This is a genomic window from Actinocorallia populi (genome assembly GCF_002995495.1).
GTDB classification, from domain to species: domain Bacteria; phylum Actinomycetota; class Actinomycetes; order Streptosporangiales; family Streptosporangiaceae; genus Actinocorallia; species Actinocorallia populi.
The window spans coordinates 260,925-285,296 of sequence record NZ_PVZV01000006.1 but is presented as its reverse complement, the minus strand read 5'-3'; the positions used below and the strand labels follow the sequence as shown (position 1 = coordinate 285,296).

21 protein-coding genes are annotated in these 24,372 nt (G+C 71.3%); 3 read left to right on the top strand and 18 right to left on the bottom strand.

The genetic code is table 11. The annotated features are described in order from the left end of the window. From C2865_RS24685 to C2865_RS24675, 3 genes are read right to left on the bottom strand one after another with little or no spacing between them, the layout of a single operon-like run. Complete coding sequence (locus C2865_RS24685; RefSeq protein WP_106400939.1) at positions 1-828, bottom strand: carbohydrate ABC transporter permease; 828 nt, start codon at positions 826-828, stop codon at positions 1-3. Next, on the bottom strand, positions 825-1,760 hold the full coding sequence (locus C2865_RS24680; RefSeq protein WP_198653568.1) for a carbohydrate ABC transporter permease: 936 nt from the start codon (positions 1,758-1,760) through the stop codon (positions 825-827). The genes C2865_RS24685 and C2865_RS24680 overlap by 4 nt, the downstream gene beginning before the upstream one ends. Beyond that, positions 1,754-3,058, bottom strand: a complete 1,305-nt coding sequence (locus C2865_RS24675) for an ABC transporter substrate-binding protein (RefSeq protein ID WP_106400938.1) — start codon at positions 3,056-3,058, stop codon at positions 1,754-1,756. The genes C2865_RS24680 and C2865_RS24675 overlap by 7 nt, the downstream gene beginning before the upstream one ends. A gap of 266 nt (positions 3,059-3,324) precedes the next feature. On the opposite strand from C2865_RS24675, the gene C2865_RS24670 reads away from it, so the two are divergent. Continuing rightward, positions 3,325-4,359, top strand: coding sequence for a LacI family DNA-binding transcriptional regulator (locus C2865_RS24670; protein WP_106400937.1), 1,035 nt, complete (start codon positions 3,325-3,327; stop codon positions 4,357-4,359). Positions 4,360-4,526: 167 nt separating this feature from the next. Beyond that, the gene (locus tag C2865_RS24665; protein WP_106400936.1) at positions 4,527-5,324 is read left to right on the top strand and encodes an SDR family NAD(P)-dependent oxidoreductase; all 798 of its coding nucleotides are present in this window, start codon (positions 4,527-4,529) and stop codon (positions 5,322-5,324) included. Here C2865_RS24665 and C2865_RS24660 read toward each other — a convergent pair. The 10 genes from C2865_RS24660 to C2865_RS24615 are packed head-to-tail and all read right to left on the bottom strand — an operon-like array spanning position 5,312 to position 17,217. After that, positions 5,312-5,920, bottom strand: a complete 609-nt coding sequence (locus tag C2865_RS24660) for a carboxymuconolactone decarboxylase family protein (RefSeq protein ID WP_106400935.1) — start codon at positions 5,918-5,920, stop codon at positions 5,312-5,314. The genes C2865_RS24665 and C2865_RS24660 overlap by 13 nt on opposite strands. Then, positions 5,917-6,660, bottom strand: coding sequence for an SDR family NAD(P)-dependent oxidoreductase (locus tag C2865_RS24655; protein WP_106400934.1), 744 nt, complete (start codon positions 6,658-6,660; stop codon positions 5,917-5,919). Before C2865_RS24655 ends, C2865_RS24660 begins: the two co-directional genes overlap by 4 nt. Further along, positions 6,657-7,484: a TauD/TfdA dioxygenase family protein gene (locus C2865_RS24650; protein ID WP_106400933.1), complete on the bottom strand. Its 828-nt coding sequence runs from the start codon at positions 7,482-7,484 to the stop codon at positions 6,657-6,659. The genes C2865_RS24655 and C2865_RS24650 overlap by 4 nt, the downstream gene beginning before the upstream one ends. After that, a complete protein-coding gene (locus tag C2865_RS24645; protein WP_106400932.1) occupies positions 7,481-8,917 on the bottom strand; it encodes an aldehyde dehydrogenase family protein in 1,437 nt (478 codons plus the stop codon). Before C2865_RS24645 ends, C2865_RS24650 begins: the two co-directional genes overlap by 4 nt. Next, the gene (locus tag C2865_RS24640; protein ID WP_106400931.1) at positions 8,917-10,623 is read right to left on the bottom strand and encodes a thiamine pyrophosphate-binding protein; all 1,707 of its coding nucleotides are present in this window, start codon (positions 10,621-10,623) and stop codon (positions 8,917-8,919) included. The genes C2865_RS24645 and C2865_RS24640 overlap by 1 nt, the downstream gene beginning before the upstream one ends. Before the next feature lie 2 nt (positions 10,624-10,625). Continuing rightward, positions 10,626-11,540 carry an SDR family NAD(P)-dependent oxidoreductase gene (locus C2865_RS24635; RefSeq protein WP_106400930.1) on the bottom strand — a complete coding sequence of 305 codons (915 nt, stop codon included), beginning with the start codon at positions 11,538-11,540 and terminating at the stop codon, positions 10,626-10,628. After that, positions 11,533-13,356 (bottom strand): flavin-containing monooxygenase, encoded by a 1,824-nt coding sequence (locus tag C2865_RS24630; protein ID WP_106400929.1) that lies wholly within the window; start codon positions 13,354-13,356, stop codon positions 11,533-11,535. Before C2865_RS24630 ends, C2865_RS24635 begins: the two co-directional genes overlap by 8 nt. 13 nt (positions 13,357-13,369) lie before the next feature. Continuing rightward, positions 13,370-14,734 (bottom strand): aromatic ring-hydroxylating oxygenase subunit alpha, encoded by a 1,365-nt coding sequence (locus C2865_RS24625; RefSeq protein ID WP_106400928.1) that lies wholly within the window; start codon positions 14,732-14,734, stop codon positions 13,370-13,372. A gap of 18 nt (positions 14,735-14,752) precedes the next feature. Continuing rightward, entirely contained in the window at positions 14,753-15,601 is an 849-nt protein-coding gene (locus C2865_RS24620) for an SDR family NAD(P)-dependent oxidoreductase (RefSeq protein ID WP_106401307.1), read from the bottom strand. 8 nt (positions 15,602-15,609) lie between these two features. Beyond that, the gene (locus C2865_RS24615) at positions 15,610-17,217 is read right to left on the bottom strand and encodes an SMP-30/gluconolactonase/LRE family protein (protein WP_106400927.1); all 1,608 of its coding nucleotides are present in this window, start codon (positions 17,215-17,217) and stop codon (positions 15,610-15,612) included. Positions 17,218-17,420: 203 nt separating this feature from the next. Between C2865_RS24615 and C2865_RS24610 the strand changes: the two genes are divergently transcribed. Further along, complete coding sequence (locus tag C2865_RS24610; RefSeq protein WP_106400926.1) at positions 17,421-18,152, top strand: Clp protease N-terminal domain-containing protein; 732 nt, start codon at positions 17,421-17,423, stop codon at positions 18,150-18,152. Here C2865_RS24610 and C2865_RS24605 read toward each other — a convergent pair. From C2865_RS24605 to C2865_RS24585, 5 genes are all read right to left on the bottom strand, one after another. Continuing rightward, on the bottom strand, positions 18,103-19,800 hold the full coding sequence (locus C2865_RS24605; protein WP_106400925.1) for a class I adenylate-forming enzyme family protein: 1,698 nt from the start codon (positions 19,798-19,800) through the stop codon (positions 18,103-18,105). The two genes, C2865_RS24610 and C2865_RS24605, sit on opposite strands and share 50 nt — an antisense overlap. 32 nt (positions 19,801-19,832) lie before the next feature. Beyond that, the gene (locus C2865_RS24600; RefSeq protein WP_106400924.1) at positions 19,833-21,029 is read right to left on the bottom strand and encodes an FAS1-like dehydratase domain-containing protein; all 1,197 of its coding nucleotides are present in this window, start codon (positions 21,027-21,029) and stop codon (positions 19,833-19,835) included. A gap of 12 nt (positions 21,030-21,041) precedes the next feature. After that, positions 21,042-22,025 (bottom strand): acrylyl-CoA reductase (NADPH), encoded by a 984-nt coding sequence (acuI, locus tag C2865_RS24595; protein WP_106400923.1) that lies wholly within the window; start codon positions 22,023-22,025, stop codon positions 21,042-21,044. A gap of 185 nt (positions 22,026-22,210) precedes the next feature. Further along, positions 22,211-23,476 carry an acetyl-CoA hydrolase/transferase family protein gene (locus C2865_RS24590; RefSeq protein WP_106400922.1) on the bottom strand — a complete coding sequence of 422 codons (1,266 nt, stop codon included), beginning with the start codon at positions 23,474-23,476 and terminating at the stop codon, positions 22,211-22,213. After that, positions 23,473-24,369, bottom strand: a complete 897-nt coding sequence (locus C2865_RS24585; RefSeq protein WP_106400921.1) for an HpcH/HpaI aldolase/citrate lyase family protein — start codon at positions 24,367-24,369, stop codon at positions 23,473-23,475. The genes C2865_RS24590 and C2865_RS24585 overlap by 4 nt, the downstream gene beginning before the upstream one ends. Between the last annotated feature and the right edge of the window lie 3 nt (positions 24,370-24,372).

Genomic DNA, 24,372 nt, shown 5'->3' with positions numbered 1-24,372 from the left:
TCAGCCCTTGACCGCGCCGGCGGTCATGCCGGCGACGATCTTGCGGTTGAAGAAGATGAAGGCCAGCAGCGGCGGGATCGTGATCAGCACGATGTCCATGAACAGCAGGTTCCACTGGGTGCTGTACTGGCTCTGGAAGCTGTAGAGGGTGGTCTGCACGGTCGCGTGGTCGTCGCCGGGCAGGAAGTACAGGGGGTTCACGAAGTCGTTGAAGATCGCCACCGAGGTGGTGAGGGTGACCGTGATCGCGACGGGCCGCAGCAGCGGGAAGATCACCCGGAAGAACAGCCTCCAGCCCGTGCAGCCGTCCATCATCGCGGCCTCGTCCAGGTCCCTGGGGACGGCCGCGACGAAGGCGCGGAACAGCAGCACCGCGTAGGAGAGGTTGAAGGCGATCTCCACGAGGATCAGGCCGGGGACCGTCTTGAACAGGCCGAGCTCCTGCAGCAGCCAGATGGTCGGCACGATCGCGGGCGGGATGATCAGCCCGCTCAGCACCAGGAAGTTCGCCAGCGAGGAGACCCGTCCCGGGCGGCGCTGCATGACGTATCCGGCCATCGCGGCGAAGACCACGATGAACCCCACGGAGACCACGGTCACGAGGATGCTGTTGACGTAGGCGCGCAGCAGGATGTAGTCCCGCGCCTCGACGACCTCGCGGAGGTTCTCCACGACCGGCCAGCTCGTCGGCCAGGAGAAGTCCAGGTCGGCGGCCTGCGGGCCGTCCTTGACCGCCGTCAGCAGCATGAAGGAGAACGGGACCAGGAACACCACGCCGGCCAGGACGAGCGCCGCGCTCTCCCCCGCCACCTTCCGGAGCGTCCTCATGACGCGACCTCCTTCCTGTTCAAGAACCACGACAGCGGCAGGATCAGCAGCGTGACGAGCACGAACAGGACGACGTTGCCCGCGGTGGACAGGCCGTAGAAGCCCGCCTGGTACTGCTTGTAGATGATCGAGGCGATGACGTCGCTGCTGAAGCCGGGCCCGCCGCGGGTCATCGTCCAGATGAGGTCGAACGACCGGAGCCCGCCGATGAGCGACAGGAGCACGACGGAGGAGGTCGCGGGCCAGCTCAGCGGGAACGTGACGTGCCGGAACCGCTGCCAGGCGCCGCCGCCGTCCACCGCGACGGCCTCGTAGTAGGACGGGGGGATGGACAGGATCCCCGCGATGTAGATGACGGTGGCCAGGCCGACGCCCTTCCACACGTCCACCAGCGCGACGGACAGCAGCGCGGTCTCCGCGCTGCCCAGCCAGTCGGTGCCGGAGACGCAGAAGAGGGCCAGCGCCTTGTCGACCAGGCCGGTGTCCGGGCGCAGCAGCACGCTGAAGGTGATGCCGACGGCGACCGTGCTGACCAGGACGGGGAAGAACACCACCGAGCGCAGGAAACCGCTCGTCCTCAGCTTGCTGGTGAGCAGCACCCCGAGCATCAGGCCGAACACGACCTTGAGGCCGCTGGTGACGACCGCGTAGATCAGGGTGTTCTGCAGGCCGATCCGCAGGCTCTGGTCCTCGAAGAAGTCGCGGAAGTTCTCCAGGCCGACGAACTCGCTCTCGAAGAGCGTCCAGCGGGTGAGGGAGAAGTAGAACGCCATCGCGGTCGGGATCGCGAAGATCACGAAGTAGACGACGGCGGCGGGGAGGTACAGCGTGTAGGGCTGGGCCGCTCCCCTGCGCCGCCGCGCGGGACGGGTGGGGCCGGGCCCCGCGCTCTTCGCGCGGGACCCCGCCGACGGCCGGCTTTCGACTACCACCCGGACAGTCCCAGCTGCTTGGCCTGCTTCTCCACATCCTTGTCGTACTGGGCCGCGCCTTCGGCGGGCTCCGTCAGGCCGGAGCCGACCGCGACGGTGATCTGCTCCAGGGACGGGCCCTTGACCGGGGACAGGTACTCCAGCGCGGGGGCCGACAGGCCCGCGTCGATGTAGGCCTGGATGTCCTTGACCGCCTGGATCGCGTCGTCGGGCAGCTTGGCGCCCGCGACGCGGTAGGGGCCGGTGGGCGTGGAGACCTTCCCGATGGCCTCGATCCCCTCGGGCGAGGCCACGAACGCCATGAACTCCTTGGCCTCGGCGAGGTGCTCGGTGCCCTTGGCGGCGTAGACGGCGGCCGGCTCCCAGATCGTGGCGCCGGCCTTGGCCGGGTCGTCACCGGGGACGCCGAAGAAGCCGATGTCGGTGGCGACCTCGGGGTTGTCCTTCAGCAGCGGCGGGAGGGTGAAGGACAGCAGCGGGAAGTGCGCACCCTCCCCTTCCAGGAGCAGTTTGAGGCCCTGGTCGACGGTCGCCGAGCCGTAGCCCTTGTTCTGGTAGCCCTTGGCGTTGACGTCGGCGAGGTGCTGGAAGCCCGTCAGCGCCGCGGGGGTCGTGGCGAACTTCGCCTTGTTGGCCGTGTAGTCCTGCGCGAAGGACGGGACCGCGGCCTGGACGTTGTAGAAGTCGGCCAGCACGAAGAGCTGGGAGCTCCAGGAGTCCTTGTACGTCGAGATGACGGCGGTCTTGCCCGCCGCCTTGATCTTCTCGTTGTTGGCCATGAACTCGGCCCACGTCCTGGGGACCTGGAGGCCGAGCTCGGCGTAGACCTTGCGGTTGTAGAGGATCCCGCCGCCGGTGGCCGACCCGATCGGCACCCCGTAGACCTTCTCGTCCTGGGAGACGACGGGCAGGAAGCCCTCCTCCACCTTCGAGAGGACCGGGTCTCCGGTCAGGTCCGCGAGGGACCGCTCCGGGTTGAGCGCCTGCAGCAGGGAACCGGAGTTGTACCAGAACACGTCCGACATCTCACCGGTCGACAGGCGCGTCTTCACGACGTTGTCGCCCTCGGTGCCCTGCGGCCGGGTCTCGACCTCGACCTTGATGTCCTTGTTCGCCGCGTTGAAGGCGTCGGCGACCGCGTTGGCCTGGGACAGGGTCGTCTCGCTGTTGTCCACGAGGAACGACAGCTCGACCGTGCCGTCGGCGGAGTCCCCGCCCGAGCCGCACGCGGTCAGCGCCGTGAGCGCCATGCCGACTGCGGCGACGGCGCCGCCGAGGCGGCGATGGGAGATCTGCATGGATTCTCCAGGTGATTGAAACGTTTTTGTCGCCCCCCGACCGTCGTTAACGTAGGCGTCACTCAGGGTTCCGTCAAGGGCGGTTTTGGATAACGTTTCACACTCAGAACACGGCTCTGAGGTCGTATTAGTCCGACGAATCCTCGCTATGAGCAACGTGAATGGGCAACGTTACCCATCCGGGCCCACCGGCTCGGACCGGCTCCCGTACACTCTGGCGGTGCCCTCCGGCGGGCGGAGGGCACCGGCCCAGTGAAAGGTGGCCCATGGCCCAGCCCGGTCGACCGCGCCGTACGACGATCGCCGACGTGGCCCGGCACGCCGGGGTCTCGACCACCGCGGTCTCCAAGGTGCTGCGCAACGCCTACGGCGTCAGCCCCGCGATGCGTGAGCGGGTGAACGCCGCCATCAAGGAGCTCGGTTACCGCCCGCACGCCGCGGCGCGCGCCATGCGCGGACGCACCTACACGATCGGCGTGGTCTTCCCCGACCTGCGCAACCCGTTCTTCCCCGACATCCTCGACGGCATCGACGAGCAGATCGCCGGCACCGAGTACCAGGTCGTCATCGTCCGCGGCGGGGCCTCGCCCCGCACCGAGGGCCGCGCGATCGACGCCCTGGTCGACCGGCAGGTCGACGGCCTGCTGATGGTCGCCCCGCTGAACACCAGGAGCAGGCTCGAGGAGGTCGCGCGGATCCTGCCCACCGTCGTGCTGGGCCCGCACGAGAAGTCCGCCGCCTACGACTCGGTCGCCGACGACGACGCCGCGGGCGTCGAGCTCGTCATGGCGCACCTGATCGGCCTCGGGCACCGCCGCATCGCCCACATCGCCCACGGCGACATCGGCCGCGCCCGCTCCAGCACGTCGCTCCAGACCATCCGCGCCCAGACCTACAAGCGCGTCATGCGCGAGCACGGGCTCGCCGACGAGATCGCGGTCGCGACCACGTCCTACACCGAGGAGGGCGGGTACGAGGGCACGCGCGAGCTCCTCGTCCGCGACCCCCGGCCCACGGCGATCTTCGCGGGCGCCGACCTCGCCGCGTTCGGCAGCCTGGCCGCCGTCCACGAGGCGGGCCTGTCCGTGCCCGGGGACGTCTCCGTGGTCGGCTACGACGACACGCGCATGGCCGCGCTCGCCAACATCTCCCTGACCAGCGTGGACCAGGACGGCCTGACCATGGGCAGGACGGTGGGGCGCCTCCTGCTCGAGCGCATCGAGGGGCGCACCACCTCGGTGCAGTTCGCCGTCTCCCCCGCCCTGGTCCCCCGCCGCTCCACCGGCCGGGCCCCGGCCTAGGGCCCCGCATCCCGCCCGCAGGCGCGGCCCTTTTTGGAAACATTGGTTGCGAGGGCGAAACAGGCCTGTTCGGCGGGAGGGGCACGGCATAGGATCGCGCCCATACCGGAAGGCGCGTACCGGTGCGTGCGAGGAACCCCCCTGCCCCCACGTCCCCAGGAGCGATCATGCGCAAGGCCGTCATCACCGGCAGCACCAAGGGGATCGGCTTCGCGCTCGCGCGGGAGCTGCTCCGGCGCGGGCACTCCGTGGTCGTCACGGGCCGTGCCCGGACGGCCGTGGACGAGGCCGTCGAGAGGTTGCGGCCGGAGGCCGCGGACGGCGCGGCGGTCCACGGGCACGCCCTGGACGTCACCGACGCCGCGCAGGTCGAGGCCCTGTGGACCGCGGCCGTGGACGCGCTCGGCGGAGTCGACCTGTGGATCAACAACGCCGGCGTCGCCCACACCACCCGGCCCATCACCGAGACCACGCCCGACGACGTCCGCACGATGGTCACCACGAACATGCTCGGCACCGTCTACGGATCCCAGGTCGCCGTCCGCGGCATGCGGGCCGCGGGAGGCGGCCAGGTCTTCAACGTCCTGGGCGGCGGCAGCGACGGCCGCATCCGCCCCGGCATGGGCGTCTACTCCGCCACCAAGCGCGGCCTGGACTCGTTCACCAGCGCGCTGGTCAAGGAGGTCGCCGGCACCGGCGTGCGGGTCGGCCGGGTCAGCCCCGGCATCCTCATCACCGACGGCTGGCTCCGCGAGGCCGCCGCCGCCCCCGAGCAGGTCGCCGGGCAGCGCAGGATCCTCAACATCCTGTGCGACCACGTCGACGAGGTCGCCCCCCACCTCGTCGCCAGGATGCTGGCCAGCACCAGGAACGGCGACGCCATCGCCTGGCTGACCACCGCCCGCATGACCCGCAAGTTCCTCCTCCCCCGCAAGGAGGACGTGCTCGCGCGCTACGGCCTGTGAGCGTCCTCGTAGCCGGGGAGGTACGGGACGAGGGCGGGCTCGGGCCGCACGCCGAAGGAGCGCAGGGCCATGGCCACCAGCTCGTAGGCGCCGACGGTGAAGACGACGTCCATGAGCTGCCGGTCGTCGAACTCCGCGGCGAGGGCCTTCCAGGTGCCGCCGCTCACCGCGCCGTCGGCGAGCAGTTCGTCGACCGCGCTCAGCAGGGCACGTTCGAAGGGCGGCCACCCCGGGGCGTCCGGCCCGTCGGGGATCCGGGCGATCTCCTCCGGGCGGACACCGGCCTTCTCCGCGAGGATCACGTGCTGCGCCCACTCGTAATCGCACCTGCGCACATGGGCGACCCGCAGCACGAGGAGCTCCCGGTGCGCGACCGACAGCGAACCGCCGGACAGGAGATGGCCGCTGAAGGTGAGGAAGGCCTTGGCCAGCGCCGGGTGGCGGGCGAGCGTGCCCAGCAGGTTGGCCCCGGACTGGCGTTCCTCCTCCGGCCCGTCGCTCCGGACCGCGGACCGGTACCCGGAGATGAACTCCGCCAGCTGCGGGGACCACTCCGCCCGGGGCAGGGGCGGTATCCGGGCCGCTCCACCGCTCATGTGTTGCGCCCGCCGTTCACTCCGATGACCTGCCCGGTGATGTAGGAGGCCTCCTCGCTCACCAGGAACGCGCAGGTGGCGGCGACGTCCTCGGGCCGCCCGATCCGGCCGACCGGTGTCTGTTTCGTCTGCTGTTCGAGGTCGACGAAGCCCCGCTCCACGGTGTCGCGCAGCATGGGAGAGTCGATGAAGCCGGGCGGGATCGTGTTGACCGTGATCCCCCGCGGGGCGAACTCCAGTGCCAGGACCTTGGTGAGGCCCACGACCCCGGACTTGGCGGCCACGTAGGCGGCCATCCTCGCGGCGCCGCCGTGCACGCTCGACGACGAGATGTTGACGATGCGGCCCCAGCCTTCCTCGAGCATGTCCGGGAGCACCGCCTGGCAGCAGTCGAACGTGCCGGTGAGGTTGACGGCCAGCAGCCGGTTCCAGTCCTCGACGGTGATGTCGAGGTAGGGGTGGACGACGGCCCTCCCGGCGCTGTTCACCAGGATCGTCGGCCGCCCCAGCCGGGCCCGGGTCTCGGCGACCCCGGCGTCGACGGCGGCGCGGTCGGTCACGTCGACGGCCAGGCCGATCGCCCTGCCGCCGGCCTTCTCGATCGAGGCCGCCGTCTCCCCCGCCGCGTCGCCGTTCAGGTCGAAGACCGCCACCAGGGCGCCGTCCTCCGCCAGCCGCCGGCTGACGGCCTCCCCGATCCCCGAGGCTCCGCCGGTGACGACGGCCGTGCGCCCGCTCACCTGATCGCCTCGTCGCCGAGGAGGGTCGTGCGGTGCATCCTGCGCGGCTCGCTCCGGTCGAACGGGCACGCCCGGTGGACCAGGCCCCGGTTGTCCCACATCACCATGTCGCCCACCGACCAGGTGTGCCGGAGCACCTTGTCCGGCGCGGTGGCCCGCCGTTCGATGCCCGACAGCAGCGCCCTGCCCTCCTCGACGTCCATCCCCGCGACGTGCGAGGCGGTCGCCCCGAACACCAGCGAACGCCGGCCCGACCGGTGCTCCCACACCAGGGGGAGTTCCCGGACGGTCCGCGACGCCCACTCCGCCAGCTGCTCCGGGGTCGGGTCCGGGTAGGTCAGGCGCTGGATCGCCTCGAAGGTGTGGACCACCCGCAGCCGGGCGTACCGCTCCTTCTCCTCGTCCGTGAGGTCGTCGTAGGCCGCGTAGGTGCTGGCGAACTCCGTCTCGCCGCCCGCACCGGCCGTCGCGCGGGCGCTCAGCACCGAGGCCTTGGCCGGGATGTCGTCCAGGGCGCCGTCGATATGCCAGTGGTCGTTGCTGGCGAAGTACTCCGCGTTCGGGTTTCCCGGCTCGAAACTGATCTCCATCACGTTCGGGTTCTTGTACTTGGGGAACCGGGCGAGCTCGCCCATCTTCCGGCAGAACGCCACCTGCGCGTCGTCATCGGCGTGCAGTTCGCGGAACAGCAGCACGCCGTGCTCCTCGAGCGCCTCCATGCACGCCCCGGGCAGCCCGTCGTCGGCCAGCAGGCGTTCGGCGTCGACGTCCAGGACCTCGGCCCCGACGGTCCCGCCCAGCCTCCTCGTGGTGATCGCGGTCATGCCTCCGCCTCCTCGGGGGCGTAGCCGAGGATGCCCTTGGTCTCCAGGTACTCGTGGAAGCCGAACTCACCCCACTCGCGGCCGTTGCCGCTCTTCTTGTAGCCGCCGAACGGGCAGGCGAAGTCGAACCCGCCGTTGATGGCGACCCAGCCCGCGCGGATGCGGCGGGCGACGGCACGGGCCTGGGCCAGGTCGGCGCCCGCCACATAACCGGCGAGGCCGTACTCGGTGTCGTTCGCGATCGCGACGGCGTGGTCCACGTCGTCGTAGCCGAGGATCGTCAGGACCGGCCCGAAGATCTCCTCGCGGGCGATGGTCATGTCGTTGGTGACGTCGGCGAAGACCGTGGGCTTCACGTAGAAGCCGCGCTCCAGCCCCTCCGGGCGGCCGGGACCGCCGGCCACCAGCGTGGCGCCCTCGTCGACGCCCTTCTGGATCAGCGCCTGGATCTTCTCGAACTGGGCTCCGGAGACCACCGGACCGATCACGAACTCGCCCCGCGGGTCGCCGACGGTGATCGCGGCAGCGGCCTCCCGGGCGATGCCGATGGCCTCCGCCATCCGCGCGGCGGGCACCAGCATGCGCGAGGGGGCGCTGCAGGTCTGCCCGGAGTTGCCCATCATGTCGCCAACGCCCTGCGCGACGTTCGCGGCGAAGGCCTCGTCGTCCAGGATGATGTTCGGTCCCTTGCCGCCCAGCTCCTGGGTCACCCGCTTGACGGTGGGGGCGGCGTTCCGCGCGACCTCCACGCCCGCCCGCGTCGAGCCGGTGAAGGAGACCATGTCGACGTCGGGATGGCTGGAGAGCGGCACGCCGACGCCGAGGCCGTCGCCCTGCACGAGGTTGAACACCCCGGCGGGCACGCCCGCCGCGTGCAGGATCTCGGCGAAGATCTGCCCGGTGAACGGCGACTGCTCCGACGGCTTGAGCACCACGGTGCAGCCGGACGCCAGCGCGGGGAAGACCTTCACCGCGATCTGGTTCAGCGGCCAGTTCCACGGCGTGATCAGGCCGCAGACGCCGATCGGCTCCCTGACGACGAGCGTCGCGCCGCGCTGCTCCTCGAAGACGAAGCCCTTGAGCAGCTCGATCGCCGTGGTCAGGTGGCCCGCGCCGAGCCCGACCTGGAAGCCTCCGGCGAGTGCGGCGGGCGCGCCCATCTCCTCGGTCAGCGCCTCGGCGAGGTCGCCGACGCGGTTCTGGTACTCGGTGAGGATGTCCTGGAGGACCCGGACCCGCTCCTCGCGGCCGGTGGAGGCCCACCCGTCGAAGGCCTCGCGGGCCGCCGCGACGGCCCGGTCCACGTCGGCGGCCGAACCGGCCGCCACCTTGCCGCAGACCTCCTCGGTCGCGGGGTTGACCACGTCCATGGTCCGGGACTCGGCCGGGTCGACCCACTGACCGCCGATGTAGAACTTCAGGTATTCGCGCATCACTGCGTCCCTTCCGCGTACCAGGTACGGAACTCGTCGTAGCTCGGCATCTCCTCCGAGTTGGCCTTCGGGTCGACGGCCACGTGGACGACGCCCGGCCTGCCGCTGGCGTAGGCGCGTTTGATCGCGGGGCCGATGTCCTCCTCGCGCTCCACGTACTCGCCGTGGCAGCCGAAGCCCTCGGCGACCTTGTCGAGGCGCGTCTCGGTGCTCCAGTGGGTGCCCGTCTCCAGCGAGCCCTGGCCGAAGGTCCGCTTGTAGACACCGACTTCCAGGCCCCAGGCGTAGTCGACGGCCACGACGCACACGAGCGGCAGGTTCAGGCGCGCCGCCGTCTCCAGCTCCGCGATGTGGAACTGGAAGGAGGAGTCCCCGGTGATGAGCATGAGGGGACGTCTGCGGCCTTCGGCCACCGAGGCTCCGACGGCGTAGGGGAGCCCGGTCCCGAGGTGGCCGAAGTTCTGGTTCCACATCACGTCGTGCGGCTTGGCCTGGGAGTAGGTCCAGCCGAAGATGGTCGTGGCGCCGCCGTCGCGCACCATGATCCCGTCCGCGGGGAAGGCCCTGGTCGCCTCGACGATCAGGCGGGCGGGATGCACCGGGGACCGGCCCGACGGCGCCGTCTCCGCCAGTTCCGCCAGCCGTGCCGCGTCCTGCTCGATCCACGCGGCGAGCTCCGGGGACGCCGTGCGCGGGGTGTCCTCGAGCGCGTCGACGAGCTGCGGGACGACCGCCCGCAGGTCGCCCACCAGGGGGATGTCGATCGGGCGGTTCACGCCGATCGCCTCGGGGTCCTGCTCGACGAGGATCCAGGTGCGCCCCGCCTCGCCCGCGACCCAGTGGCGGCCGCGCCCGTAGTGGACGGGCTCGCCGAGCTCGGTGCCGATGGCCAGGCACAGGTCCGACCCGGCCACCGCGTCGATCGCCGACGGCGAGAAGCCGTACGGGAAGGTGCGGTCCTCCAGGCCCTTGATGTAGGAGGTGCCGCCGGAGGTCTGGATGACCGGGCAGGCCATCAGGTCGGCGAGCGCCCTGACCGGCTCCCCCGCACGGGCGGTGTGCACGCCGTGCCCGACGAGGAGGATCGGCCGCTTCGCCGCGCGGACGGCCTCCGCGGCCCTGGCGACCATGTCCGGTCCCGCCTGCTGGCCGACCAGGCGGTAGGCGGCGGGCGGCAGCGCCGCCGGGACCTCGAGCTCCTCCTGGATCACGTGGGAGGGGTACTCGATGTAGACCGGTCCGGGCGTTCCCGACACGGCCTTGCGGATGCCCTCGCGGACGACCTCGTCGGTCTGGTCGGCGTACTCGATGCTGGCGCTGTACTTCACCGAGGCCTCGAGCAGAGGGGACTGCCGCACGAACTGGATACGGCCGCGGCGGACCCGCTGCTCGGTGATGCGCGCGCGCTGCCCGCCCAGGAAGACGACCGGGGAGTTCTCCACCAGGGCGCACATCATGGCGGGCGCCAGGTTGGCCAGTCCGGGCCCCAGCGTGCCGACGCACACGGCGGGCCTGCCGGTCATCCGCGACACGGCCTCCGCCATGAAGCCGGCCGACGCCTCGTGGTGGGGGGCGACCACGCTCCAGCCGCGTTCCTCAGCGAGGTGGAACAGGTGCACGAAGTTCGGGTCGGGGATGCCGAAGATCGTGTTGATGCCCTCGGCCGCGAAGAGGTCGAGGATGCGTTCGTAGACTTTGACCGGCATGCTCACTGCCCTTTCATGGCCATGGCGAAGCTGTTGCGGATGTGGTCGACGTGGGCCGAGGGCACGACCGGCAGGATCCAGGGGTCGCCGGTGTCGCGGACGGCGCCGATGTGCTCGCCGACCTCCTCGACCGTCCACGACGGCCGGTGCACGCCCGGCGTCTCGGCGACGAAGGCGCGGGCGACCCTGCCCGCGATCGACACCAGCATCTCCCCGGTGATCGAGCAGGACTCGTGCGCGAGCCAGCCCGCGACCGGGGCCACCAGCTCCGGTTCCATGGGCGGGTAGGCGGAGGTGTCGATGCCCTCGGCCATCCGCGTCACGGCGCCGGGGACGATGATGTTGCACTTCACGTCCGCGTCGGCGCCCTCGAGCGCGACCACGTTGGACAGGCCGATCATGCCCGCCTTGGCCGTGCCGTAGTTGGCGACGTTGTGGTTGCCGTACAGGCCGCCGATCGACGAGGTGAGCACGACGCGGCCGTAACCCGCCTCCTTCATCAGCGGGAACGCGGGCCGCACGACGTGGAAGGCGCCCCGCAGGTGCACGTCCAGGACGGCGTCGAAGTCCTCGTACGTCATCTCCGTCAGCGGTGCCGAACGCACGATTCCGGCGTTGTGGATGAGGACGTCGATCCGGCCGTAGTGCTCGAGCGCCGTGTCGATGATCGCCTTGCCGCCCTCGGCGGTCGCCACGGACGCGGTGCAGGCGACGGCCTCGCCCCCGGCCTCGGCGACCTCCCGGACCACCTCCTCGGCGGGACCGGCGTCGCCGCCCTGGCCGGTCAGGCTGCCGCCGGGGTCGTTGACGACCACCTTGGCGCCCCGGGAGGCCAGCAGCAGGGCGTAGGCGCGGCCCAGCCCCCGGCCCGCGCCGGTGATCACCGCCACCCGGTCGTCGAATCTGAGTTCAGGCAAGGGAGAGGCCCTCCATCTCGCCCGTGTCGCGCCAGGCCTGCAGCAGATCCCCCATGGCGTAGAAGCCCGGCCAGTAGGGCTCGCCCAGATGCGACCGGATCTCCTGCTCGCCCTCGTTGTTGTAGTAGCCGGGCGTGCACTCGCGCTGGAAGTCCGTGTTGTCGACCGCGGTGTCCACGACGGTCCTGCACCAGCCGTCCACGGCCTCCCTGGTGGGCTCCACGACCGAGGCGCCGCGGTCCAGCGCCTCCTTGACGATGTAGGAGAAGTGGTTCGCCTGCTGCTCGAACATCAGGGTCGTGCTGGCCGTGACACCGCCCTGGACGAACCCGGTGAAGATCAGGTTCGGGAAGCCGTCGGTCATCAGGCCGTGCAGGGTGCGGGGCTTGGCCCGCCAGTGGTCGTAGAGCGACAGGCCGCCCCGGCCGGTGAACTTACCGATGCCGAGCCGCCGGTCGAGGTCGGTGGTGATCTCGAAGCCGCTGGCGAAGACGATGCAGTCGACCTCGATCTCCTCGCCCCGGACGATGACGCCCTTCTCCGTGATGCGCTCGACGCCCTTGGTCTCCGAGACGTCGAAGAGGGTGACGTTCGGACGGTTGTAGGTCTCCAGGTAGTCGTCGCTGACCAGCGGGCGCTTGCACAGGAAGCGGTAGTAGGGCTTCAGCTTCCCGGCGGTCCCGGGGTCGGCGACGACCTCGCCGATGTGGTCGCGCTGGCGCTGCATCGCCCGGTGGTCCATGAGCTCGCGCAGCTCCATGAACTTCGCCGGGTCGGCCAGCGCGGCCCAGCCGCCGGTCTCGTCCAGGTGCGCGGCCAGATTGCGGCTGACCTCGGTCCAGAAGTCGCAGACGAGGTCGGGCTGGCCCGGGGCGAAGGCCTCGAACGCCGCGGTGTGGAAGTTGCGCTGCCGCTCCGCCTGCCAGCCCGGCTCGAGCGTCTTCACCCACTCGGGGTCGGTCGGGGTGTTGTCGCGGGCGTCGACGTAGGACGGCGTCCGCTGGAACACGTAGAGGTGCTCGGCCGAGCGGGCGATGTGCGGGATCACCTGGACGCCGCTGGCCCCGGTTCCGATGACGGCGACCTTCTTGCCCGCGAGCCCGTCCAGCCCGCCGGTGATGCCGCCGCCGGTGTAGGCGTAGTCCCACCGCGCGCTGTGCATGGTGTGGCCCCGGTAGTCCTTGATGCCGGGGATGCCGGGGAGCTTCGGCTTGTTGAACGGGCCCTGGCACATCACGACGAAGCGGGCGCGGATCTCGTCGCCCCGGTTGGTGCCGACGCGCCAGCGCCTGATCGATTCGTCCCACTCCGCCGAGCGGATGAGGGTGTGGAACAGCGCGTTGTCGTAGAGGCCGAAGTGCCTGCCCATGATCTGGCAGTACTCGAAGACCTCCTGCCCGTGGGAGTACTTCTCCTTGGGCATGTAGCCGGTCTCCTCCAGCAGCGGGAGGTAGCAGTAGCTGTCGGTGTCGACCTGGATGCCGGGGTAGCGGTTCCAGTACCAGACGCCGCCGAAGTCGCCGCCCAGCTCCAGGATCCGAAAGTCTGTGACGCCGGCCTGCTTGAGCCGGGCTCCGGCGATCAGACCCGCGAATCCGCCGCCGAGGACCACCACGTCGGTGTCCTCGACGACCGGCTCCCGGGGCCTGACCGGCAGGTGCGGGTCGGCCTCGTAGAAGTCCTCGAAGCCCTCCTCGGTGGTCAGGTACTGCCGCTGCCCCTCGGGGCGGAGCCGCTTGTCGCGCTCGGCCAGGTACTTCTCCCTGAGGGCGGCTACGTCGACCTCAGGGGTACGGGTGGGTTCGCATTCCTGCATGAAGGGAGTCCTCTCAGCCCAGGTCGCGCGGCTCGCCGGTGCCCATGTACTCGGCCAGGTTGCGGTGCAGGTTCGCCACGGCGCGCTCGCGGTAGGGGTTGGGCTTCGTGCCGGTGAAACCGCGCGTCTTCATGCCCTGCTGGACCGCGGCCATGTTGGAGAAGTCCTGCGGCAGGACCGTGCGCCAGGCGGGGTCGTCCGGCGGCGTGTGGAGCCATTCGGTCGCCGGCGCCTCGCCCTGCGGGTAGAGCTGGTAGACGGCGACCTCGAAGACGCACTTGCCGGGGTCGTAGCCGTGGGGGCGGGCGCTGTAGCACAACATGTTGTTCTGGCCGTGCCCGATCTGGAAGTTCGGGAAGATCTGCCAGGCGGTGCCGCTGGCGGCGACGGCCGCGGGGTCTATGGTCGGCCAGACCACCCCGCGCTCGGCGTCCTCGCGGCGGGCCGTCTCCAGCCAGTACCTCGCCACCTCGGTGGGAGGCGTTCCCTCCGGCAGCTCCTGGACCAGCCGGTTGGCGACCTCCACCAGCGTCTCGGTGGTGTTGGTGTTGGCGTTCTCCCAGATGAAGTTCTGCATCTCGGCCGTCGACACGCGGGCGTCGGTGCCGCCGCCGATCCGCAGCTTGCCCTGGTCGCCCTCCTGGCCCTTGGGGGCGTCGTAGCCGATGTTGCTGTGCCTGCCCTGGACCCTGGACCAGCCGAGGAAGGCGCCGAAGGGGATGAACTCCGGGTGGGTGTAGGGCACGTGGTAGGTCTCGTTGAACGCCTCCAGGGCGACCTTCCAGTTGCAGTCGAAGACCAGCCAGCGGCGCCACCGGTAGCGGAACCTCTCGAGCTGGAAGGGGGCGAGCAGGACGGCCGCGGGCCCCAGGTAGTCCAGCAGCGGCTCGCACTCGGGATCCATGTTGATCCAGATCCAGCCGCCCCAGGTGGCGGTCTTGACCTCGCCGAGCCGGATCTTCTCGTCGGACAGGCGGCCCTGCCAGTCCTCGCGCTCGGGCACGTGGGTGCACTGGCCTTCCAGGTTGTAGCGCCAGCCGTGGAAGCCGCAGACGAACTGCCTGCCGCTGCCCCGGCCGTCCCGCGCGCCCGGCGGGGTGTCGACGAGCCGGCGGCCCCGGTGCGAGCAGACGTTGTAGTACGCGCGGATCTCCTCCGGCGCGGTGCGCACGATGATGAGGGAGTCGTCGAGGATCTCGTAGGTGAGGAAGTCCCCGACCTCGGGGATCTCCTCGACGCGGCCGACCTGCTGCCACACCTTGCGCCACAGCCTGTCCCGCTCGGCACGGGCGTACTCCTCGGAGATGTACGCCTCCACGCCGATCGTGAGCGGTCGCGACAGCTCCTCGGCCGCGGGGGTCTCGATGGTTTCGCTCATGGATTCCTCCGAAAGGGGTCAGAAGCGAGTGATCTCGGCGCGGAACGACTCGTCCTTCAGGAAGAGGGAGGTGTTGTCGGCGGCCAGCCACGTCCACTTGAGGTTGAGGCCGCCGTCCACCAGGAGGGTCTGGCCCGTGACGTAGGACGACAGGTCCGACAGCAGGAAGAGGATCGCCCCCGCCTGCTCCTCCGGACGGCCGCGCCTGCCCATGGCGATGGCGCGGCGGTCCCGTTCGGGGTCCTCTTCGACGTAGGTGCGCGAGGCCGGGGTCGCGGTCACGCCGGGTGCGACGGCGTTCACCCGGATCTCGTCGGGGGCCAGTTCGACGGCCATGGTGCGGGTCGCCGCCACCAGCGCGGCCTTGGCGGTGCCGTAGCCGATGTGGAAGGGAGCGGTGTTCATGCCGCTGATCGAGGAGATCGAGACGATCGACCCCGGGAGGCCGCGCGACTTCAGCTCCGCGGCGACCGCCTGGCTCATGAAGAACATCGTCTCGAGGTTCTGGGTGAACAGGGCACGCCAGGACTCCCGGGTCACCCGCGTCGAGGGCCTCCAGTCCGAGGGCGCGGCGCCTCCTGCGACGTTGACGAGCCCGTACAGCTCGCCCTCCGTCCGCCCGGCCCGCTCCATCACCGTCGCGATGCCCTCGTCGGTGGCGGCGTCGGCCGCGACGGGCACGACCGGAAGGCCCTCCTTCACCAGGGGCCCGATGTGGGTGTCGAGGTTCTCCTGGGAGCGGCTCACCGCGATCACGGTCGCCCCGGCGCGGGCGACCGTCTCGGTGACCGTGGTGCCGATGCCGCCGCCGCCCGCGCCGGAGACGATGACGACGCGGCCGTCCAGGCCGAGGAGGTCCTGTGCCATGGCCCCGCTCACCCCGCTTTCCGGAACGCCAGGACGCTGCCCTCGGCGTCGCCGGAGACGTAGACCGTGCCGTCCGGCCCGGCGGCGATGCCCGCGAAGAGGCCCTGGGGGCCGGTGAACGGCGGCAGCCCCTTGAGGGGTTCGAGGTCCACGCCGGGCGGGGCGCCCACCGGCAGGTCGCGGGCGATCACGGTACGGGCCTTGGTCTCGAGGTCGACCTCGATCAGGGACTTGGCTCCGGCGTCCACGATCAGGAGCCGCCCGCCGCGGACCAGGATGCCCTGGGGCGTCTCCAGGCCGTCCACCACGGTGTCGACGCCGGAGCCGCCGACCGAGACGACGCGTCCGGCGCCGGACTCGGCGACCAGGCAGGTGCCGTCCGCGGTGAACGCCACGCCCGTCGGCCGGTCCAGGCCGGAGGCCAGGGCCATTCCCGCGCCGTCCTGCACCGCCAGCACGCGGCCGGTGCCGAGTTCGGCGGCCACCACACCGCCTCCGGGCGCGATCGCCACGCCGTAGAGCTGGTCGAGCGGCTCGGTCCCGCCCGCCAGCACCTCGTGCTCGCCGCTCGCGGGCCGCCACCGCGCGATCTGGCCGTTGGAGGTGGTGACGACGAACTCGCCCTCGCCCGCGGCGGTCACCCCGCGGATGTAGCCGGGCCAGCCGGGGCTGAAGAGCATGCCCAGCGTCCGCAGCCCGCCGCCGGGCGTGAAGGAGTAGAAGTACGTGCCGTCGGAGACGTACAGGGTGCCGTCGGCGCCGGTGGTGAGGTCCAGCGGCCAGGTCAGCCCGCTCGGCAGCACCTCCCGGGTCCGGCCGCCGCCGAGGATCTCGGTGACCGTCCCGGTGAAGCCCGAGACGAACAGGCGGTCGCCCACGAACGTCAGGTTGTCCAGGCCGGGGGCCAGGGTGGCCAGGACGGTGCGGTCGCCGCTGCGGGGGTCGATCCGCAGCACCTCGCCGGTGGCCACCTGGGTGGAGACGATGTACCCCTCGGCGTCGAACTTCACCGCGTCCGGGACACCCAGGTCCCCCGCCACCCGCTCGGGCTCGCCGCCGTCGGGGTCGATCCGCCAGATGTCGTTGGTGCCCAGCACCGGGTAGTACAGCCTGCCGTCCGGCCCCATTTCCAGGGCGTTGGGCATCGGCAGGTCCTCCGCCAGCACCCGGGGGGCTCCGCCGCCCGGGTCGAGCTCCAGGAGGCGGCCGCCGATGCGGCACTCGTCGACGAAGAGCCGCCCCTGATGGAAGGTGATGCCGTTCGCGCCCGGCAGGTCGTCGCGCAGCACCCGCGTGGTGCCGTCGGCGCCGCGCACGCTCACCCGCCCGTCGTAGTACTCCGTGGCGTAGAGGTCGCCCCGGGCGTCGAAGGCCAGGTCGTCGGGCGCGACGATGGCGGCGCCCTGGGCGCTGACGGTCTCCAGTTCGCCGGTGTCGACGTCGAGCGCGCTGATCTGGCTGCCGGCCACCTGCGCCACGTAGACGCGACCATCCGGGCCGGTGCGCAGCCCGTTCGCGCCGAAGAGCCGGCTGGGCGGGGTGAGCCTTTCCAGGGTCCACCCCTCCACCAGGGTCGTGGATGCGGCGCCGACATAGCGCGCCCCGTGCGAGAACATGATGACGGGCTCCCAGCAGAAATCGTCATGGGCAAAATGTGCTCGAGCGAGAACGCCGCTCTCAGATATAAGAATAATAGTTCTACTCACGTCATTCGATGTCAATACCCGACCCCGGATCGCATATATGTCAGGTGCGATTGACATTTTTCCGCCCGGCCGGTGCCGTTGACAGTTCCGAAAAGTCAATCGAGAATTGACACATGGCCATTCCTGATCTTGACGCGCTCATCGCCGACGTCGAACGCGCGCACGGCGAGGCCGGCCGGGGGGCCGGGCCGGACCGGCGGGAGCGCGTCGCCCCGCTCCGCGCCGCCGTCGCCCTGGCCGGCCAGCTCCGCGGGCTGGCCGACGAACTCGTCGACGGCTACGTCGAGCACAGCCGCCTCCAGGGCTGCTCGTGGGCCCAGATCGGGGAGGTGCTGGGCATCACCCGCCAGGCCGCCCAGCAGCGCTACGGCACGCCCCGCGGCAGGTACGGGCCCGACGAGTTCGCCGAGGAGGTCTGCGCGGCGGTCACCCACATGAGGGAGGCGGCCCTGCGGCACCGCAACAACTTCATCGGCACCGAGCACGTGCTCTACGGGCTGCTCACCGGGGACAACAGCGCGGTCCGCCACCTGGGGTCGCTCGGGATACCGGCGGAATCCCTCCGGGAGCGGGCGCGGGGCTCCCTGGTCATGGGCGCGTCCCAGGCGGTCGAGCGCATCGCCTGGACCCCCTACACCCGCAAGGCCCTGGTCAACGCCCATGAGCTGGCGGCCCGGGAGGAGAGCCCGATCTGCTGCAGGCACCTCCTCCTGGGCCTCGCCTCGCTCGGCCGGGGCTCGGCCGCCACCGCCCTGGCCGGGGCGTCCGGGGAGCGCCCGGCCGGCGGCTCCCCGGTCAGGGATCCAGCCGCCGTGCGGCCAGCTCCCGCAGATCACCGGACTTGATCTTCGCGCTGCCGGTCAGCGCGATGTCCTCCTCGGCGAAGAACAGCACGTGGCGCGGCACCTTGTAGCTCGCCAGCCGTTCGCGCGCGAACGCCCGGAGCTCCTCGGTGCCGGGGGCCGCGCCGTCGTGCGGGACCACGCAGGCGACGACAGCCTCGCCGAGCGTCTCGTGCGGCACCCCGACGGTCTTGGCGACCTTGACGCCGGGATGCGCCGACAGCGCCTCGTCCACCTCCAGCGGCGAGACGTTCGCCCCGCCCGTCTTGATGATGTCGGTGAGCCTGCCCTCCCAGAAGAGCCGGCCGGCGTCGTCGAGGCGGCCGCCGTCGCCGGTGGGGAAGAACCCGTCCGCGTCGAGCGTCTCGTCGAGCGGCGTGCCGGCGTAGCCCAGCATGAGCGTGGGGCCCTTGACGCAGATCTCGCCGTGTTCGCCGCGCGGGACGACGGCGCCGGTGAGCGAGTCCACGATCTTGACCGTCACGCCCGGCAGCGGCTCGCCGCTGCTGCCCGCGTGCGTCTCGGGCGGGGTGCACGCCGGGAAGCACGTCGTGATCGTGAAGGTCTCGGTGTTGCCGTAGGCGCGTCCCGGCTCCGTCCAGTCGGTCCGCACCGCGGGGTGGCGCGCGAGCGGATTGGCGGCGTCCACGAACCGCAGGGCGCTCAGGTCCACGTCCTCCCAGCCGGGCGCGGCCGCCAGCTGCGCCGACTGGTGCGGCCAGGCGACCGGGAAGTTCACCCGCTCGGCCTGCATGAGCTCGAGCGCCTCGCCGGCGGCGAAGACCCGCTGCAGCACGAGGCTGCCGCCGGCGGCCAGGGTCGCGCCGAGCGCCTGGGCGAAGTTGCCCGACCAGAAGAAGCCGTTGGCCGTCCAGCAGCGCACGCCGTCCTGCGGGCCGAACCCGAACATGCGCCGGAACCGCCACATCTGGACGGCCACGCCGCGGTGCGCGCTGATGACGCCCTTCGGCCTGCTGGTCGAGCCCGACGAGAAGAAGAGCACGGCCGGGTCGCTGGGACTCACCGTCCCGGCCGTCGCCTCGACCAGCTCGGGCGGCACCCGGCCGCCGCGGGCGAGGAAGTCCGCCCATCCCTCGATCCCCGCGGCGGCCGGCGCGTCCCCGACCGCCGCGAGGCGGCGCAGGAACGGATATCTCGCCGACCGGAGCGTGCCGGGCTCGGCCGCGGCGATCTCCGGCTCCAGCCCGGTCAGCACGTCGGCGAAGTCGGTCTTCAGCACGGTCCGCTCGAACAGCAGCGTCGAGACCCCGGAGATCCGGAGCAGATCGTCGAGTTCGGACGCGGTCGAGAACGTGCTGAGGGTGACGGCCACTCCCCCGGCGAGCGAGGTGCCGAACACCGCCGCGAGCCACTCCGGGCGGTTGGTCATCAGGACGCCCACGCGGCCGCCCTTGTCCAGGCCGCAGGCCCGCAGCGCGCGGGCCACCTCGGCCGCGCGCTCCCAGAGCCCGGCGTACGTCCAGCGTGTGACGCCCTCCGGCGAGCGGAGCACGACCGCCTCGCGCTCGCCGTACGCCGCCGTCACCTCGCGCAGGAAGCCGGGCAGTGTGAGCGTCCCGAGACCGGGCTCGGAGTCGAGCGGCGGTCCGGACACCAGGGAAAGTGCGGTCGAGGCGGTTTCAGCGCTCATGGCTCACCTGTCTTCTGTGGTATCCGATCGCGTCAGAAGGGGAGTTCGATCTCGGCCGTGCAGTCCACCAGCACGCCCGAGTTCTGGTCGGTGAGCCGCAGCTTCACCTGGACGAGCGGCACGCCCCACGCCGACGACGCCTCCTTGCCGACGACCTCGGCGTCGAAGTAGGTCACGTCGCCCTCGAAGGCCGGGAGGCGGAAGTCCGCCTTGGAGTGGCGCACCATGCCGTCGTGGCCGGCCCAGTAGGCCAGGTAGTCGGTGCACCAGGCGCCCATCGTGGCGCCGTAGCCGTAGGCGCGCGCCATGCCGACCTCGCTCGCCCTGTCGCCGTCGATGTGGCCGCGCGAGGGGCCCACGTACAGCCCGTCGCGCAGGCGCGGGTCGATCCGGGCGCCCTCCTCGTCGAAGCCGAAACCGGGGCCCCAGCCGGGGTCCTGGTTGATCCAGGGGTCCTCGACCCCGGGCGGCGCGGTCCAGTGGAAGGTGCCCCAGATGTTGAAGAGGAAGGCGCGGTACTCGGTGGTGAAGCTGGCGATGCTGTGCGGGCCGATGACCCGCCGCGGCAGCGTGTCGCCGACCTTCACCTCGTCGAAGTGCGGTGAGACGCCCAGCCTGTTCGACATGAGCCAGTCGTGGCGGACCTTGCCGATCTCCGCCAGTTCGGCCTCCGTCCAGCGTTTGACCTCGCCGAGCTGGTTCTCGTACATGCCGCGCTTCTTCGCCTCGGCGAAGAGGTAGCGGATCGCGGTCGAGCGCTCGCGCGCCACCGGGGTGCCGCGCTGGTCGGTGTGCAGGGTGTCCCCGCGGGAGAACATCGTGGGGCCGGCGAACTTCGTCTCCACCACCTTGTAGTCGTGGAAGCGCCGCTCCTGGAGCAGCTTGTCGCCGGGCCGTACGCGGGGGCCGTAGAACCACCACTCCTCCCCGCCGAAGATGAGGTGGCTGCCGGGGATGTGCCCCACGCAGGCGGGCTGCGCGCCGTGCCCGTAGTCCAGGCCCACCGCGATGGACTGCGGGGCGACGATGCCGCCGAACCTGGTCTCGCGGGCGAACTCCTCGTCCCAGTGCAGCGGGTTCGGGTAGTCCATCGCCATCACCCAGCGGCGGATGTCGGACGAGCTGCACGGATCCCACAGCTGCCCGCCGCCGACCGGCTTGCCGACCCGGTGGTCGACGTCCGAGAGGTCGAGTCCGGTGGTCTTCGCCTCGGTGGCCTTCTCGCTCATGTCCGCTCCCTGCTACCGGTTGACGTCGACGACGATGCGGCCCCGTACCTCGCCCTTCATGAGCCGGTCGGCCGCGGTGATCACCTCGCCCAGCGCGATCTCCCGGGCGATCGTGTCGAGCAGCCGCACGTCCAGATCGCGCGACAGCCGCTCCCACGCCGCGAGGCGCCGCGCCTTGGGCGCCATCACGCTGTCGATGCCGAGCAGGGACACGCCCCGCAGGATGAAGGGCGCGACGCTGGCCGGGAAGTCCATGCCCTGGGCCAGGCCGCACGCGGCGACCGCGCCGCCGTAGCGCGTCCGGGCGCAGGCGTTGGCCAGCGTGTGGCTGCCCGCGGTGTCGACGACGGCCGCCCAGCGCTCCTTCTGCAGCGGCTTCCCGCCCTCGGAGAGCTCCGCGCGGTCCAGCACCGTCGTGGCGCCGAGCTCCCGGAGGTAGGCCTCCTCGGCGGGTTTCCCGGTGGAGGCGGCCACCTCGAACCCGGCCTCCGCCAGGAGCGCGATCGCGATGCTCCCGACCCCGCCGGTCGCCCCGGTCACCAGGACCTCGCCCTGTTCGGGGCGGGTTCCGTGGGCCAGCAGGGCGTCCACGCACAGGCTCGCGGTGTACCCGGCGGTGCCGATGGCCATCGCGTCGCGGCCGGTGAAGACGGCGGGCAGCGGCACCAGCCAGTCGCCCTCGAGGCGGGCGCGCCGGGCCAGGCCGCCCCAGCGGGTCTCGCCCGCGCCCCAGCCGTTGAGCACCACGCGGTCGCCCCGCTTCCAGTCCGCGTGGGTGCTCTCGGTGACGACGCCCGCGAGGTCGATGCCGGGCACCATCGGGAAGTTGCGGACGACGGGCGACGAGCCGGTGATGGCCAGGCCGTCCTTGTAGTTCAGCGTGGAGTACTCCACGTCGACGGTGACGTCGCCTTCGGGGAGCCGCTCCTCGGCCAGTTCGGCGAGTCGCGCCGTCCTTCCCGAACCGTCCTTCTCCAGCAGAACCGCGGAAAACATGAAGCACCAGCCTCTATTTCAATAAGTATATTCTTTGCATTGAGAATACCATTCTCAATAGATTTGCATCCTTACATGACGCGACTTCGGCGTCAACCTTTCTTCGTGCCGGGTCCGAGTGAATACCCGGCCTTTTCCTCCCCGCTTTCCCGGGCTCATGATCGGTATCCGGACGGGGCGCTCGGTCAGAACCCCCGCCGCTGGATGGCGTGCGCCTCCCGTGCGAGGTCCTCCTGGAAGTCGGGATGGGCGATGGCGATCAGGCGGCGGGTGCGTTCGGCGAGGGTCCTGCCCTTCAGTTCGGCCGCCCCGAACTCGGTGACGATCACGTCCACCTCGCTGCGCGCGGTGGTGACCGGTCCCGACAGGGCGGCGGTGATCCGGCTGACCGCGCCTCCCCTGGCGGTGGCGGGCAGGGCGATGATGGCGCGGCCGCCCGGCGAGCGCGCGCCGGCGCGGACGAAGTCCACCTGGCCGCCGGTGCCGCCGAGGTACACCGGGCCGCTCTGCTCGGCGTTCACCTGGCCGGTCAGGTCGACCTCCACCGCCGAGTTGACGCTCACCAGCCCGTCCAGCCGCGCGAGCACGCCCGGATCGTGGGTGTAGGAGGTGGCGCACATGCGGATCAGCGGGTTGCGGTCGGCGAACTCGTACAGGCGCCTGGTGCCGATCAGCGCACCGTTGATGGAGACGCCCCGGTCGATGGGCTTGCGCGCGTTGGTGACGACGCCCGCCTCGACCAGCTCCACCAGGCCGTCGCCCAGCATGCCGGAGTGCACACCGAGATCCCTGCGGTCGTGCAGCAGCCGCAGGATGGCGTCCGGCACCGCGCCGACCCCGGTCTGCAGGACCGCGCCGTCCTCGATGTAGACGGCGGCGTGCCGCGCCATGGCCTCGTCGGCCGCGCCGATCCGCGCCGGCGGCACCTCGACCGGCGGGCGCGAGACGTGCACGGCGCAGTCGATCTCGGCGGCGGGCAGCAGCTCGCCGCGGGTGAAGGGGACCTGCTCGTTGACCTCGGCGATGACGACGCGCGCGCGGGAGACCGCCGCCTTCACATGGTCGCTGATGAGACCGAAGCTGTGGTTGCCGTCCGCGTCGGCCGGGCTGACCTGGACGAAGGCGGCGTCGCACCCGATGATCCCTGCCTCGATCATCGGGCCGACCTGGCTGACGTGGCAGGGGATCACGCCGAGCCGGTGCTCCCTGGCCGTCGCGCGCAGGGCGCCGATCGCCCCCATGCTGGACAGCGTGAAGGCGTCCGCCGTCTTCGGGCCGAGCAGTCCGGAGAAGCTGGTGGCGATGAACACCGAGAGCCCGCCGATCCCGCGGCCCTGCTCGATCAGCGCCTCGACCAGCGTGGTCGGCTCGCCGCAGGCCTGGCCCATGACGATGCGGTCGCCGTGGCGCAGGAACCGGCCGAGGTCGAGCTCCGCCGCGTCCACCCTCATGCGCGGCCTCCCGCCGCCAGCAGCGCCCGCGCGCGGGCGAGGTGGGGACGGTCGAGCATGGCGCCGTTGTGGCCGATGGTCCCGGCGCCGGGACGGGCGGCGAACAGGTCGACGATCTCCTGGGCGGCGGCCAGCTCCTCCGCCGTGGGGGTGAAGGCCTCGTTGATCACATCGACCTGGTCCGGGTGGATGGCCAGCATGCCGCGGTAGCCGTCGCGGCGTACCTTCTCGGCCCGCCTGCGCAGCCCCTCCATGTCGCGGAAGTCGCCGTGAATGGTCTCGACGGGAGCCACGCCCGCGGCGGCGGCTCCCAGCAGGCACAGGCTTCTGGCCAGCTCGTAGGTGAAGCCGTAACCTCCGTCCGCGCCGCGGTTCTCGCTGGCGCCCACGGCGTCCGCGAGGTCCTCCGCGCCCCAGGTCATGGCGACCATCCGCGGCGCGCCCCGGTACGTGCCGGTGGCGAACATGCCTTCGGCCGTCTCGGTCACGAGGACGATGACCTTCGTCGTCCCCCGCTCGACGCCCGCGGAGACCTCCAGCGCCGAGAGGTAGTGGTCCAACGTCTCCACGTCCCGGCGGCCGCGCGCCTTGGGGAGCATGACCCCACCGGGCCGCGCGGGGATCACCGCCGCCAGATCGGCCAGCGCGTGGGGACCGTCCAACGGGTTGATCCGCACCCACAGCCGGTGCCTCTCCGCCGGAGGCCGCGCCGCCAGGAAGGCGGCCACCATCGACCGGGCGCCGGGCTTGCCCTCCTCGGCCACCGCGTCCTCCAGATCGAGGACGACCACGTCCGCCGGGCCGGCGGCCGCCTTCTCCGTCTTGCGCTCGCTGTCGCCCGGGGCGAACAGCCAGGAGCGGGCGCTGAAGTTCTCTGCGGTGCCGTCCACCATTTC

Coding starts and splice junctions, on each gene's coding strand:
- C2865_RS24685 (WP_106400939.1), bottom strand. CDS start 828: ATGAGGACGCTCCGGAAGGTGGCGGGGGAGAGCGCGGCGCTCGTCCTG.
- C2865_RS24675 (WP_106400938.1), bottom strand. CDS start 3,058: ATGCAGATCTCCCATCGCCGCCTCGGCGGCGCCGTCGCCGCAGTCGGC.
- C2865_RS24670 (WP_106400937.1), top strand. CDS start 3,325: ATGGCCCAGCCCGGTCGACCGCGCCGTACGACGATCGCCGACGTGGCC.
- C2865_RS24665 (WP_106400936.1), top strand. CDS start 4,527: ATGCGCAAGGCCGTCATCACCGGCAGCACCAAGGGGATCGGCTTCGCG.
- C2865_RS24660 (WP_106400935.1), bottom strand. CDS start 5,920: ATGAGCGGTGGAGCGGCCCGGATACCGCCCCTGCCCCGGGCGGAGTGG.
- C2865_RS24650 (WP_106400933.1), bottom strand. CDS start 7,484: ATGACCGCGATCACCACGAGGAGGCTGGGCGGGACCGTCGGGGCCGAG.
- C2865_RS24645 (WP_106400932.1), bottom strand. CDS start 8,917: ATGCGCGAATACCTGAAGTTCTACATCGGCGGTCAGTGGGTCGACCCG.
- C2865_RS24640 (WP_106400931.1), bottom strand. CDS start 10,623: ATGCCGGTCAAAGTCTACGAACGCATCCTCGACCTCTTCGCGGCCGAG.
- C2865_RS24630 (WP_106400929.1), bottom strand. CDS start 13,356: ATGCAGGAATGCGAACCCACCCGTACCCCTGAGGTCGACGTAGCCGCC.
- C2865_RS24625 (WP_106400928.1), bottom strand. CDS start 14,734: ATGAGCGAAACCATCGAGACCCCCGCGGCCGAGGAGCTGTCGCGACCG.
- C2865_RS24620 (WP_106401307.1), bottom strand. CDS start 15,601: ATGGCACAGGACCTCCTCGGCCTGGACGGCCGCGTCGTCATCGTCTCC.
- C2865_RS24615 (WP_106400927.1), bottom strand. CDS start 17,217: ATGTTCTCGCACGGGGCGCGCTATGTCGGCGCCGCATCCACGACCCTG.
- C2865_RS24610 (WP_106400926.1), top strand. CDS start 17,421: ATGGCCATTCCTGATCTTGACGCGCTCATCGCCGACGTCGAACGCGCG.
- C2865_RS24605 (WP_106400925.1), bottom strand. CDS start 19,800: ATGAGCGCTGAAACCGCCTCGACCGCACTTTCCCTGGTGTCCGGACCG.
- C2865_RS24600 (WP_106400924.1), bottom strand. CDS start 21,029: ATGAGCGAGAAGGCCACCGAGGCGAAGACCACCGGACTCGACCTCTCG.
- acuI (WP_106400923.1), bottom strand. CDS start 22,025: ATGTTTTCCGCGGTTCTGCTGGAGAAGGACGGTTCGGGAAGGACGGCG.
- C2865_RS24590 (WP_106400922.1), bottom strand. CDS start 23,476: ATGAGGGTGGACGCGGCGGAGCTCGACCTCGGCCGGTTCCTGCGCCAC.
- C2865_RS24585 (WP_106400921.1), bottom strand. CDS start 24,369: ATGGTGGACGGCACCGCAGAGAACTTCAGCGCCCGCTCCTGGCTGTTC.